The 12,594-nt window shown below is 62.9% G+C and carries 15 protein-coding genes; 5 read left to right on the top strand and 10 right to left on the bottom strand.

The window, feature by feature from the left end; translation table 11 throughout:
• Window positions 1–13: 13 nt before the first annotated feature.
• The 5 genes from RLCC275e_RS03225 to RLCC275e_RS03205 form a co-directional block, all read right to left on the bottom strand.
• Window positions 14–721: an amino acid ABC transporter permease gene (locus RLCC275e_RS03225; protein WP_033181390.1), complete on the bottom strand. Its 708-nt coding sequence runs from the start codon at window positions 719–721 to the stop codon at window positions 14–16.
• 70 nt (window positions 722–791) lie between these two features.
• Window positions 792–1,616: an amino acid ABC transporter substrate-binding protein gene (locus RLCC275e_RS03220; protein WP_033181391.1), complete on the bottom strand. Its 825-nt coding sequence runs from the start codon at window positions 1,614–1,616 to the stop codon at window positions 792–794.
• Window positions 1,617–1,632: 16 nt separating this feature from the next.
• Window positions 1,633–2,373, bottom strand: coding sequence for an amino acid ABC transporter ATP-binding protein (locus RLCC275e_RS03215; RefSeq protein WP_033181392.1), 741 nt, complete (start codon window positions 2,371–2,373; stop codon window positions 1,633–1,635).
• Entirely contained in the window at window positions 2,366–3,856 is a 1,491-nt protein-coding gene (locus RLCC275e_RS03210) for an NAD(P)-binding domain-containing protein (RefSeq protein WP_033181393.1), read from the bottom strand. Before RLCC275e_RS03210 ends, RLCC275e_RS03215 begins: the two co-directional genes overlap by 8 nt.
• A complete protein-coding gene (locus tag RLCC275e_RS03205) occupies window positions 3,853–4,851 on the bottom strand; it encodes a LysR family transcriptional regulator (protein WP_033181394.1) in 999 nt (332 codons plus the stop codon). The genes RLCC275e_RS03210 and RLCC275e_RS03205 overlap by 4 nt, the downstream gene beginning before the upstream one ends.
• Window positions 4,852–5,012: 161 nt before the next feature.
• Between RLCC275e_RS03205 and RLCC275e_RS03200 the strand changes: the two genes are divergently transcribed.
• Window positions 5,013–5,495, top strand: a complete 483-nt coding sequence (locus RLCC275e_RS03200) for a CMD domain-containing protein (RefSeq protein ID WP_033181395.1) — start codon at window positions 5,013–5,015, stop codon at window positions 5,493–5,495.
• A complete protein-coding gene (locus RLCC275e_RS03195; RefSeq protein ID WP_130711890.1) occupies window positions 5,492–6,067 on the top strand; it encodes a peroxidase-related enzyme in 576 nt (191 codons plus the stop codon). Before RLCC275e_RS03200 ends, RLCC275e_RS03195 begins: the two co-directional genes overlap by 4 nt.
• A gap of 109 nt (window positions 6,068–6,176) precedes the next feature.
• Here RLCC275e_RS03195 and RLCC275e_RS03190 read toward each other — a convergent pair whose 3' ends face one another.
• Both RLCC275e_RS03190 and RLCC275e_RS03185 read right to left on the bottom strand, forming a co-directional pair.
• A complete protein-coding gene (locus RLCC275e_RS03190; protein WP_130707312.1) occupies window positions 6,177–6,662 on the bottom strand; it encodes a peroxiredoxin in 486 nt (161 codons plus the stop codon).
• Between the two features lie 140 nt (window positions 6,663–6,802).
• Window positions 6,803–7,654 carry a protein-disulfide reductase DsbD domain-containing protein gene (locus RLCC275e_RS03185; RefSeq protein ID WP_033181396.1) on the bottom strand — a complete coding sequence of 284 codons (852 nt, stop codon included), beginning with the start codon at window positions 7,652–7,654 and terminating at the stop codon, window positions 6,803–6,805.
• Between the two features lie 141 nt (window positions 7,655–7,795).
• Here RLCC275e_RS03185 and RLCC275e_RS03180 point away from each other — a divergent pair, with 141 nt between their 5' ends.
• The 3 genes from RLCC275e_RS03180 (at window position 7,796) to RLCC275e_RS03170 (ending at window position 9,888) form a co-directional block, all read left to right on the top strand.
• Window positions 7,796–8,401, top strand: a complete 606-nt coding sequence (locus RLCC275e_RS03180; RefSeq protein WP_033181397.1) for a YqgE/AlgH family protein — start codon at window positions 7,796–7,798, stop codon at window positions 8,399–8,401.
• Window positions 8,402–8,515: 114 nt separating this feature from the next.
• A complete protein-coding gene (locus RLCC275e_RS03175; RefSeq protein ID WP_003546001.1) occupies window positions 8,516–8,707 on the top strand; it encodes a CsbD family protein in 192 nt (63 codons plus the stop codon).
• Between the two features lie 95 nt (window positions 8,708–8,802).
• Window positions 8,803–9,888 (top strand): zinc-binding metallopeptidase family protein, encoded by a 1,086-nt coding sequence (locus RLCC275e_RS03170; RefSeq protein ID WP_033181398.1) that lies wholly within the window; start codon window positions 8,803–8,805, stop codon window positions 9,886–9,888.
• Window positions 9,889–10,107: 219 nt separating this feature from the next.
• Here RLCC275e_RS03170 and rnhA read toward each other — a convergent pair whose 3' ends face one another.
• The 3 genes from rnhA to ispH all read right to left on the bottom strand — a co-directional run bounded on the left by rnhA (window position 10,108) and on the right by ispH (window position 12,590).
• Window positions 10,108–10,557 (bottom strand): ribonuclease HI, encoded by a 450-nt coding sequence (rnhA, locus tag RLCC275e_RS03165; RefSeq protein ID WP_033181399.1) that lies wholly within the window; start codon window positions 10,555–10,557, stop codon window positions 10,108–10,110.
• A complete protein-coding gene (locus tag RLCC275e_RS03160; protein ID WP_033181400.1) occupies window positions 10,554–11,519 on the bottom strand; it encodes a homoserine kinase in 966 nt (321 codons plus the stop codon). The genes rnhA and RLCC275e_RS03160 overlap by 4 nt, the downstream gene beginning before the upstream one ends.
• A 69-nt stretch (window positions 11,520–11,588) precedes the next feature.
• Window positions 11,589–12,590 carry a 4-hydroxy-3-methylbut-2-enyl diphosphate reductase gene (gene ispH / locus RLCC275e_RS03155; protein WP_003557088.1) on the bottom strand — a complete coding sequence of 334 codons (1,002 nt, stop codon included), beginning with the start codon at window positions 12,588–12,590 and terminating at the stop codon, window positions 11,589–11,591.
• Window positions 12,591–12,594 lie beyond the last annotated feature (4 nt).

The following is a 12,594-nucleotide window of genomic DNA, read 5'->3' as shown; positions in this document are numbered from 1 at the left end:
ACCTCCTATTCGATCAGACGCTTGCCATCATCGTGGCCTTGGCCGGTGCGGTATTGGGCGTAAACTTTGCGTTTCGCGTTTCGAAAAAGCGCACGACGATCCATGCCACGAGGCATAGCAGCGAATAGATCACCGCCAGCACAAGGTAGGTCTCGAACTGGTACTGGTTGTAGTCGCGCTCCATCACCAGATGGGCGGTCGCCATGACATCAGCAGCGCCGATGTACATCACGAGTGCGACGTTGTGGATGAGGTAGATGATCGAGTTGCCGTAACCTGGCAAAGCGATGTGCACCGCCTGGGGTCCGACGACCCGAAGGATCTTTTGAAGGAATGTGTATCCGAGACTGTCGGCGGCATCGTGCTGACCGCGTTCCACGGCGAGGTAGGCTGGCCGCAGAACCTCGGAAAGATAGCCTCCATGGTAGAGGCTGAGGCCGACCATCGCCGCGACGTTCGGGGACACGAAGTCCTCGACCTCGAACAGAGCGACGACCAGCGGCAGTCCGTAGAAGGCGACGAACAGTTGGAGCACGACGGGGACGCTCCGGGCATAGGACACGTAGAGGTCGGCCAGTTGGCTGACAACCCATATCCTGCGCACCCGGAACGTCGTCGCAATCAGGGCCAGCAGGAAGCCGGCGATCATGGCCGTGAACGTGATCGCAAGCGTCAGCGGCAGCGCCTTGAGCAGCTCGGGGATCATGATGGATAGGTCCACTTCGGAACACTCCTTGTTTCGGTCTTGGGCCTGATCGCCGATCGTTGCCCGGCGTCACTTCATGCCGGCGTTACTTCATGTACGTGGTGATGTCCTCGCCGAACCATTTCTGCGAGAGCTTTGCCAGCGTGCCGTCGGCCTTGAGTTCCTTCAGAGCCTTGTCGATGTCTGCGGAGAGTGCCTTGTTCTCCTCGGAGCGATGGATCAGGACGAAGGTATTGTTGATCGCGACCGGCTCGCTCGCCTTGACGTTCAACTTCTGCTGATCGATGACCGTCTGCTCGCCGAGGTTCGACGGCAGAACCAGCGCGTCGTATTTGCCGTTCTCGACCTCTTTCAGGCGATCCGGATAGGGAATGCCGGCGCTGGACGCGGTGATCTCGATCTTGAAGTCGGGGTTCTTTTCCTGCCAGGCAGTGGCGAACTTGTAGATGCCGCCACCGGCCGTCACGGGCACGATCTTCTTGCCGACCAGATCCTTCATTTCGTTGATGCCGCTGTCCTTGCGGCTGTAGATCTTGATCAGGCTGGCGCCGATCGGGCTCTCCGGAAGGAGGAACTGCTTTTCGCGAGCGGGCGCCCGGTAGTAGCCGCCGGTCGCGATGTCGTACTTGCCGGTGGCGAGGCCGGTCTCCTGAGCGATGTCAGCTGCACCCTCCATGACGAATTTGTACTGCGGCAGCTTGGCGTTGATCGCCTTCAGCACGTCGGGCTCGTAACCCTGCGGCTCGACGCCGATGGCACCCCAGGAGAGCGGCTTGGATTCGGCAGCCGTCGCGATCTTGATGGTGCGCACGTCCTCGGCATGCGATAGGCCCGCGGTTGCGAGGGCAAAGGCAACGCCGGCGACAGCGAGGCCGAAGGTGCGGCGGGAAGTCGACTTGATGGAAGACATGTCAGGCATCCTTTCTTTACTGGATGGAGTGTTCGGAATTCAGGAACTGGGCAAGGCGCGGGTTAGAGGGCGTGTCGAAGATCTCGGCAGGGCTGCCTTGAGCTGCGACGACGCCCCGATCCATGAAGACGATGCGGTTCGAGATATTCTTTGCGAACTGCATCTCGTGGGTGACGAGGAGCGAGGTGATGCCTGATGACGTGACGTCCCTGATCACCTTCAAAACCTCGCCGACGAGTTCTGGGTCGAGCGACGACGTCGGTTCGTCGAAGAGCATCACATCCGGCTTCACGGCCAGCGCACGCGCAATGCCGGTCCGCTGCAGCTGACCGCCGGAAAGCTGGGACGGGTAGCTGTCGACCTTGTTCGAAAGGCCCACCCGCTCAAGCTCCTGCAAAGCGATCGAACGCGCCTCCTCCTTCGACTTGCGCTGCACGACGACAAGCGGATCCATCACGTTCTGAATGACGGTCATGTTCTTGAAGACATTGAACTGCTGGAAGACCATCGCCGTCCGCAGCCGGATCGCCTGGACCGCGGTGTTGTCCGGTTTCCGGTAGTCCATCCTGACCTGATCGAAGGCGATCGTGCCGGAGGCGGGCTTCGCCAGATAGTTGATGCACTTCAACAATGTCGTCTTGCCGGTGCCGCTGGGGCCGATGATCGACACCACGTCGCCACGGTTCACCGAGAGATCGACGCCGTTCAGAACCTGGGTGTTTCCGTAGGACAGCTTTAGGTTTTTGATCTCAAGCATTTCGGGTCGGTGTCCTTTCGGCAGATAGATCGGAAAACGTCGCGGTCTCGTCGTCGGCCCACTCGTCTCCGAGCAATTCGGGCGTGTCGAAGGCCTGGAGATCGGCGAAATGACGCTCGCGGTCGGCGACGAACAACGCCCTGACGATGCCACGGGCGAGCCGGTCGGCGCCTTCGCTGATTGCGGGAATATCGCCCGTGAGCTTGCCGTGGCTGAGCGTCGCCGGGAAGTTGAAGCAGTGGATGCGGGCCAGCGCCGGGCAAGCGCCGGGCTCGGCCTCGAGGAACTCGAACGCCTCGCCGAGGTCAGGCGAGGTTTCAAGCTCGTCGTTTCGCATGTCCGCGGGCGCGGGGAAGCGGTCGCGCCAGAGGCGGATATGCGATGCGACGGCGGCGAGTTCCGGCCGGTTCGTCAGCTCGACCTTGAATCCGGTGCCGAAGATCAGGAAATCGACGGGATAGCTGCCTTTCGGCGTCGTCACAACGATATGGTCGGCTTGCTGTTGCAATCGATCGATCGGGCTTTTCAGATGAAGATGGGCCTGCGGGAATGCGCTGACACGCAAGACGCTCGGACGCGGAGGCGGCGTCTGCGCGCGCATGGCATAGTCGAGAAAGCGCCACTTCCAGTCATCCGGCAGACCGGCGAAGCCGTGCACCACGCCCTGGCTGCCGATGCCGGTGAACTTGTTGATCCGAGGCAGGTCGGTCCTGCGCACGAACAGGTCAAGCCGGGCGGCACCTGCCTCGAGCGCGGTGGCGGCGTTGTCCATCGCCGAGGCGCCGGCTCCGACGACCCCGACCCGCTTGCCGCGCAATGCGGCGAAGTCGATTTCGTCGGCGGTATGGGCCCAGAACTTGCGCTCGATGCCGTGGGCGATCGACGGTACGAAGGGACCGCCGAGGCCGTCGCGGCCCGTTGCCAGCACCACATGGCGCGCGATCGTCGTTTCGGACCGGCCATCATGACGGCAGACGACATCGAGCAGACCGTCGGCGCGCGGACGAATGGCATCGACCGCGACCCCATTGCGCACCGGCAGGTCAAGCACGCGCCGGTACCAGACGAGATAGTCCATCCATGTCTCACGCGGCGCCCGGTCGAGCGCGGTCCAGGCATCGCGGCCATGACGCGCCTCGTAATAGGCGCGGAACGTCAGCGCCGGCAGGCCCATTGCCGGCCCGGTCAGTTGCTTTGGGGAGCGAAGGGTTCGCATCCTGGCGAAGGTGACCCACGGACCCTCGCTGCCGGCAGGCGCCTTGTCGAGAAGGATATGATTGGCGACACCGAGCCGCTTCAGCATGGCGGAAGCCACGAGCCCGGCCATGCCCGCACCGATGATCACGACGTCGACGACCGCTTGGCCATCGACGACGCGGGGCGGAACCCATGACTTGGCCGGCAGCTCCAGCCAGGCAAGGTCTTGGCGCAGGCGCGCCTCGAGGGCTTCGAGATTGTTCGGAAATGTCGAGAGATCGCTCATGACGGCACGTCCTCGGTCATCGGGCTGCCGCCGTAGACGGTGTCGGCCAAGGCTTCGACGCCGCCTGCGTCATGCAGCCGGCAACCGGGCATCGCCAGCGCCACGGCGCGCGCCGCATCGATCACGGCGGCGACCGTCGGGGTCAGCGGCATCGCGGCAGGCGAGATGGCGCCGAACAGGAAGGGGATGGCGTGGTCGAGGACGCGCATCACGATCCCCTCGAGCGGAACGCCGCAGACCGTCGCCGGCTCGACGATGGCGACGCCCAGTCCGGCCCGGACCATCGTCAGGGCCGTCAGCGAGGCGTTGACGTCGATCATCCGTTGCGGCGCCACACCCGCCCGCTCCAGGGCCTCGTCGATGCGGTGTCGCAGGCGGTAGGGGTTGGCGAGCGTGATGATGCGGCGCTCGGCGAGATCGGAGAGACGCACCACGTCATCGTTGGCCAGCGGATCGTTCGCGGCGAGAGCGACGACACACGACGCTTCGGCAATCCAGTGCACGTCGAGGCCGGGATGTTCCAGCGGCAGGCTTGAGATCCCGAAGTCCGCGGAGCGGGCGAGCACCGCCTGCACGACGTTTTCGGCCGCCAGCGCCTGGACATGGAGATGACGCGGTATCAGGTCCGGCGCGACGGCCGAGATCGCCTGCGGCAGAACGCCGGCCGCAAGAGAAGGCGTGGCGGCGATCGTCAGCGACGGCGGTTCATCGAGACCGATGGCGTTCGCCCGCTCGCGGATGTGGGCCAAGCTGGCAAGATGGCGTTCCACCTCGGCGTGAAAGAGCAGACCGCGCGCGGTCGGGCTGATGCGCGGGCCGCTTCGATGCAGCAGCGCATAACCGATATCGGCCTCCAGATCCTGGATCAGCCGCGTTACCGCCGGCTGCGACCGGCCGAGCAGCCTTGCCGCCCCGGTCACGCTGCCGGCGGACATCACCGCTGCGAAGGCTTCAAGCTGCCTTATATCGAAAGAGTTAGAATGCATAATGGACATCAAACACTCTCCTTCATGTCAGTAAAGCATGACAATTCTCATTTGGCGACTGGCCGTAGATAAAAAATTCACATCAATATCTGTTTAGCATTCCAGTTTGACATAATGAGAGGTCCGGCCTACCTAAGACCTATGTCCGCTGACGTATTGAGGAGCTTGTTTTGACACTCATCGAAACTCTTGCCTCTGTGAGGCCGGGTTCCGCGCTCGCGGAAGCCATGGGCAAACGCGCCGAGATATTGCGCCTCAGTGAAGCGGCCCACGACGCAGTGCTTCTGCCACACGATCCCGGCGGGTTGTCGCACGGCCTGAGGGCTGCGCTCGCCGCCCGCATGGCGCGCCACAACCGCAGCCCGGCGCTCGCAAGCCACTACGACACGCTCGTTGCCCGCGCCGACGAACCGGCGACAGCCTTGCTCGCCGAGCCGGACACGAACGTGTCGGATCCGCGCACCGCCGAGATCGTTCGCCATGCCGACCGGCTCACGGTCGCGCCGCGCGATGCCACGCGCGCCCATGTGGAGGCATTGCGCCAGGTCGGCGTAACCGACGCCGACATCGTCCGGCTCGCGGAGCTTGCGGCTTTCGTCAATTACCAGGTGCGGGTTCTCGCCGGCCTGAAGCTGCTCGGAGAAATGCGATGAGCGAGGTCGTCCACACCTTCACCACCACGGTGCCGCGCTGGCAGCCCTATGTCGTTCCGGTCGATTTCGCGACCGCCACCGACGAGCAGCATGCAGCGATGCAGACGACGCCGTCGAACAAGGGCATCTCGCCCTATGTGCTGACCCTGGCGCACGATCCCGAGACGCTCGCAGTCCGCTCGCCGCTGTTTAACCTGATCATGTACGGCAAGGACGGACTGGCAGCCAGCGAGCGCGAACTGGGTGCAGTCGCCGCCTCCGTCGTCAACCGCTGCGTCTACTGCGCCGCCGTCCATGCATCCCGGTTCAACAATCTGACAAAACGCACCGATGTCATCGAAGCCGTGTTCGCCGATGGTCTCGAAGCGACGCTCGACGAGCACCTCCAGGAAATCTTCAACTTTTCGGCCCGACTGTCGACCACGCCGCCCGAAGCGGTCGTAGCCGACGCGCAGGCGCTGGCGGACGTCGGGCTCGACGAGTTGGAGGCTCTCGATCTCGTCCTCTCGTCGGCGATCTTCGGCTGGGCGAACCGCCTGATGCATACGCTCGGTGAGCCGATGAAGGACTAAACGCGTCGCGGCTATCAGGTGGAATCCTGCGAGGACTGCTCCGGGAGCTGCTCACGCAAATAAAAAGGGCGACCGAACGGCCGCCCCTTCATCCAACAGGAATGAACGCTCAGAGCTGTTCCAGCATCGCGGCAGCGCCCGAGACGGTTGCCTGGCCGGGGCTTTCCTCGACGTTGAGGGCTTTCACCACGCTGTCTTCCACCAGCATCGAATAGCGCTTGGAGCGGAGGCCGAGGCCGCCGGCGGAGAGGTCGGCGTCGAGGCCGACGGCCTTTGTGAAGGCGGCATCCCAATCGGCGAGGAAATGGATCTTGCCCATGCCGCCTGACGATTGCGCCCAGGCGCCCATCACGTGCCAGTCGTTGACTGATACAACGGCGATGTCGTCGACGCCCTTGCCAAGGATGGTGTCGCGGTTTTCGAGATAACCCGGCAGGTGGTTCAGCGAGCAGGTGGGCGTGAAGGCGCCCGGCACGGCGAAGAGCACGACGCGCTTGCCGGCGAAGAGCTGATCGGTGGTGATTTCGACCGGGCCGTCAGCCGTCTTTTCCTTGAAGGTAGCGGCAGGAAGCTTGTCGCCGATCGCGATGGTCATGGTCTTCTCCTTGGTTCTGGCTTTGGGGGTTTTTGCGTTGGGAATTCCGGCTTGGCGGCGGCGGGCGCCGCAGGGGATCTGCGGCGACTATAGGAGCCCATCATTGAAAGGCAAGGCCGGCCATTGAAAGGCAAGACCGGTCATTCGAAGGCAAGTGTGGTCTCCATCGCCCTTTCGCCGTCGATGACCAGCAAGCCCCAGCGCTTGCCGGATATGTCGTAATTCTCAGGCAGTTTGCCGATAGCGACATCGACCTTGAAGGTGGCGCCGTCGCGCTTGCCGCCGATCTGCTTGGTGAAAGCATAGCCGCTCGGGCCGATGACGATGATGTCGGGCGCGCCCTTCCCCTCGCCGGGCCCCCCGCCCGGCAGAGCGAGTGTCAAAGACAGCGTCTTCCTATCGGGCGACATCGCATGCGCCGTCACGCCGAAATCCTGCGATGGCGGCTTCGGCAGCTTCGCATCGGCGCCCTGAAGGATCGCCTCCTCCTGCGGGTGCGACTGGATGGCGGGACCAAGCTTCAGTTGAAAATTCGCCTGGAAGGGAATGCAGATATCCTTGCAGATGCCGATGAAGGCGGCAGCATCGATCGTAACCGGGCCTTTGCCGGCCGCCGTCAGCGACAGCGGCAGCGTCACCGGCGCGTCATAGGCGATATCCTCGATCGCGCCGTTGAAAAAATGCTTCGGAACGGGATAGGCGATGGCATCGAGCGCAACACCGCTTTCCGCCGCGACAGTGATCTGGGGCGGAATGCCATTGCCGCCGGGTTCTTTCCAATAGGTGATCCAGCCGGGCTTCGGCTCGATCTGAAGGGCGGCGCGGATTTTGCCGCCGGCGTCGGGCGCGAGTGCCACGAGGCGCATGCGGCCGCCCTCATTGTCCGCCCAGGCGCTCATTTCCGCATGGGCGGAATAAAACGGGACAAGGGCCGCGACCACCGACACAACCGCGATCAAAAGCCTGCGCGGACCTGAGGAAATAATCATCATGGAACAAAGGTTTACCGAATGTGCCGTTTGGCCGCCAGAAGTCGCGGCGATTTAAATCTTCATTTTCAGTTGATTGATGTGTGACATTGGCCCATGTTTCTGTTGTCGAGGCCTTGGTGCGGTCTAGCAGCAGGAGGAACGATGTCCTTATTGACGCTGAAGAACAGACGGGAACGTGGCTTCTTCGATGGCCAATTCCTCATCGCCATGCCGGGCATGGAAGACCGCAATTTTGCGCGCACGGTCATCTACATCTGCGCGCATTCGGATGCCGGCGCCATGGGCTTCGTCATCAACCGGCCACAGAGCCTCACCTTCACCGATGTGCTGCTGCATCTCGACATGATCAAGCAGGAAGATTCGATCGTGCTGCCGAAGCGGGCGCGCGAATTCCCGATCCAGACCGGCGGCCCGGTGGAAAGCGGCCGCGGCTTCGTGCTGCATTCGGACGATTATTCCAGCGACTCCAGCATTCCCGTCAGCGACGACATCTGCCTGACGGCGACGCTCGATATCGTGCGCGCCATCTCCAAGGGCGATGGGCCGACGCGCGCGACGATGCTGCTCGGTTATTCCTCCTGGTCGGCCGGCCAGCTCGAAAGCGAGGTCGTCAATAATGGCTGGCTCACCTGCCCGGCCAATGAGGAATTGATCTTCGACCGCAGTCTCGACGACAAATATGAGCGGGCGCTCGCCAGCATGGGCGTAACCGCTGCGATGCTTTCGGCCGAAGCTGGCCATGCCTGAAAGGCTGGCCTGACCGCAGCTGACCTCACGGCAGCGGGAACGAATAGCCGCGAGTGACGTTTCATTTCGGCAAGCATGGACAAGAAGCCCATGCCGACCAAGGAGACATCACATATGGGTAGCACAAGCGACAAGATTTCCGGTAAGGCAAACGAAATTGCCGGCAAGACCAAGCAGGCCGTCGGCAAGGCCACCGACGATCGCGAAATGCAGGCCAAGGGCGCAGTCCAGGAAGCCAAGGGCAAGGGACAGGTCGCAACCGGCAAGGTCAAGGACAAGCTCAAGGGCGCTGTCGACCGGCTCTGAGCCATAAGCTCATCCGTCATGAATCATGCCTGCTGCGCCCTCGCGCGGCAGGCATTTTTAATCCGTCACCCTCATGCTCTGCAGAGAGAGATACGATGAAACTTTTTGCCTGCGACAACTGCGATCAGGTCGTCCACTTCGACAACCGCCGATGCGTGCGCTGCAACCATCGCCTCGGGTTCCTGCCCGGCGATCTCGCAATGCATGCACTAGAGCCGCGCGACGAGACGCTCTGGCAGCTCGTTTCCAATCCCGATCGCGATGTCCGCTTCTGCGCCAATGCCAGCCTCGATATCTGCAACTGGCTGGTAGACGGTGATGGCGAGAGCGAATTCTGCGTTGCCTGCCGCCACAACCGGCTGGTTCCGAACACCGATACACAGGACGGCATCGATCGCTGGCGGCGCATCAGCCAGGCGCAGCGCCATCTGTTCTACTCGCTGCTGCGCTGGAAGCTGCCGCATCCTGATCGAGCACAAGACCCTGAAGGCGGCCTGGTCTTCGATTTCCTCGAGGATTCGATAGAGAGCAACGGCTTTATCGTGCCTGCTATGACCGGCCATGAGGAAGGCCTGATCACCATCCGCGCCGCAGAGGCCGACGACGCGACGCGCGAACAGGCGCGCAGCTCGATGAACGAACCCTATCGCACCCTGCTCGGCCATTTCCGCCACGAGGCCGGCCACTTCATCTGGAACAAGCTGGTGCGCGATCGGGGCGGCCTTGCCGATTTCCGCACGGTCTTCGGCGACGAACGGCAGGATTATGCGACAGCCCTGCAGACCCACTATTCCGGCGGCGCGCCTTTGGGATGGCAGGACAATTTCATCAGCGCCTATGCGGCATCGCACCCCTGGGAGGATTTTGCCGAATGCTTCGCGCATTACCTCCATATCGTCGACACGCTCGAAACCGCGCGCGCCTTCGGCATCGGCATCGATCCGAGCGGCCATGAGGAAATATCAGGCGAAGTGGATTTCATCCCCTACAGGGCAAGAAGCGCCGAGCAGCTGGTCAGCGCCTGGGTGCCGCTCAGCATCGCGATTAACGCCATCCAGCGCAGTATGGGCCAGCCCGACTCCTACCCCTTCGTGCTGTCCTCGCCTGTCGTGGCAAAGCTCGAATATCTGCACCGGCTGATCCAGGGCGCGGCGACTGCGCCGCAGCAACGGGCGGCGTGAAAGAGGTTCGGGCGCGCTGCTTGCTCCCTCTTCTCCCCAGCGGGGAGAAGGTGGCCCGAAGGGTCGGATGAGGGGGCCGCACGGCACACCATTCATTGCCCTTCGCTAACGCTCAGCGCATTCGCGGCTTTGCCGCTCACTCCCTCATCTGCCTGCCGGCATCTTCTCCCCGCTGGGGAGAAGATGTGGGTGGCAGCGCATCGAGGAAACAGCCGCTACTTAAACCGCCTTGCCCTTCTTAAAAGGCTCCATGCCCTTGCGGGCGAGTTCGTCGGCGCGTTCGTTTTCCGGGTGGCCGGCGTGGCCCTTGACCCAGTGCAGCGTCACCTTATGGCGGTCACGGGCCGCCTCCAGCGCCTGCCAGAGCTCGGCATTCTTCACCGGCTTCTTGTCGGCGGTCTTCCAGCCGTTTTTCTTCCAGCCGAATATCCACTTGGAGATGCCGTCCTTGACGTAGGCGCTGTCGGTATAGAGATCGACCTCGCAGGGGCTCTTCAAGGCCGATAGCGCCGAGATCGCCGCCAGCAGTTCCATGCGATTGTTGGTCGTATCCGCCTCGCCGCCGCAAAGCTCCTTTTCGACATCGCCATAACGCAGCACCGCGCCCCAGCCGCCGGGGCCAGGATTGCCGGAGCATGCGCCGTCGGTGAAGATATCGACGTGTTTCATAGGCTCAATCCGTATTCGGCCGGCGCTTTGATCTGGCGGTGGAACCGCAGCTTGCGGAGATATTCGAGCGGGTCCTTCTTGGTGACCATGGCGCCCTCCGGCGTCGTCAGCCAGTCATAGAGCCGGGTCAGGAAGAAGCGCAGCGCGGATCCGCGCGACAGCACCGGCAGGGCAGCGATTTCGGCGTCGCTCAACGGCCGGACGCTCTGATAACCCTCGAGCATCGCCGTGCCCTTGGTGATGTTATAGGCGCCGTCCTTCTCGAAGCACCAGGCATTCAGGCAAATCGAGACGTCATAGGCGAGCAGGTCGTTGCAGGCAAAATAGAAATCGATCAGGCCGGAGAGCTGATCGCCGAGGAAGAAGACGTTGTCGGGGAAGAGGTCGGCGTGGATGACGCCGGCCGGCAGGCCACTCGGCCAGGCGGCAGAGAGGAAATCGAGTTCGCTGCGGATCTCGGTCTGCAGGCCGGGCTCGACCTCGCCGGCGCGCACCTCGGATTTTTCCCACAGCCCCCGCCAGCCGTCGATCGACAGCGCATTCGCCCGCTTCAGCTCGAAACCATCGCCGGCCACATGCATCTCGGCGAGCGCCCTGCCGACTTCGCGGCAGTGTTTTGCCTCCGGCTTTCTCAGCCACATGCCTTCGAGGAAGGAGATCAGCGCCGCCGGGCGGCCGGAGAGTGAGCCGAGCAGCGCGCCGTCGCGGCGCGGCAGCGGCAGCGGGCAGGACAGACCGCGGGCGGAGAGATGCTGCATCAGGCCGAGGAAGAAAGGCAGATCGCTCTTTTCCACGCGCTTTTCATAGAGCGTCAGGATCAGCGGATCCTTGGAAGTGTGGAGCAGGAAGTTGGAGTTTTCGACGCCTTCGGCGATCCCCTTGTAGGAGAGCAGCGTGCCTGCGTCATATTCCGTCAGGAACCATTTCAGATCGTCTTCGGCGATATCGGTATAGACTGCCAAGTGAGGTCTCGCCCTTCATGCCTTGTTGATATTGGATTTGCCGGAGTGGACGCCAGGCCGAAGACCGATCTAGCCGTTGACGAAAGCCATGTCGGCCGCCGTCAGCTCGATGTTGCGCAGTTCGCGGTTGACGAGGAAGTTTTCGGTTTCCTGCACCGTTTCGGCCAGTTCGACGCGGGCGTCGAAGCGGGCGCGGAAAGCCTCGATGATCTCGTTGACGATGACCTCGGGGGCGGAGGCGCCGGCGGAGAGGCCGAGCGTCGAAATCGCGCCGATCTCGCTCCAGTCGAGCTCGGCGGCGCGCTGCACGAGGATCGATTTCTTCGCCCCTGCCCTGAGCGCCACTTCGACGAGACGCTTGGAATTGGACGAGTTCGGCGCGCCGACGATGATGAAGAGATCGCAGCCGGGCGCTGCCTGCTTCACCACTTCCTGGCGGTTGGTCGTCGCATAACAGATCGAGTCCGCTGCCGGCGCCGTCAGGTTCGGGAAGCGTTCGTGCAGGCGGGTGATGACGCCGGCCGTATCGTCGACCGACAGCGTCGTCTGGGTGACATAGCCGAGATTATCGGGATCGACGGGGACATAGGCGTCGGCATCCTCGATCGTCTCGATCAGCGAGACCGACCCCTCCGGCAGTTGACCCATCGTGCCGATCACCTCGGGATGGCCAGCATGGCCTATGAGGACGACATGGCGGCCGAGGCGATTGTGGCGCATCGCCTGCTTGTGGACCTTGGAGACCAGCGGGCAGGTGGCGTCGAGATAGAAGAGATTGCGGCTTGCCGCATCCTCCGGCACCGATTTCGGCACGCCATGGGCGGAGAAGACCACCGGCTGGGCGCGATGTTCGGCCGGGATCTCGTCCAGCTCCTCGACGAAGACGGCGCCCTTGGCCTCTAGCCCCTCGACGACATAACGATTGTGGACGATCTCGTGGCGCACGTAGACCGGCGCGCCATAGGATTTCAGCGCCAGCACGACGATCTGGATGGCGCGGTCGACGCCTGCGCAGAAGCCGCGCGGGCCGCAGAGCCGGATCGTCAAAGGAGGTTTCGCCGCAATATTCATGTCT

This window comes from Rhizobium brockwellii, assembly GCF_000769405.2.
Lineage (GTDB): Bacteria > Pseudomonadota > Alphaproteobacteria > Rhizobiales > Rhizobiaceae > Rhizobium > Rhizobium brockwellii.
This window is presented reverse-complemented; position numbering and strand designations above follow the sequence as displayed.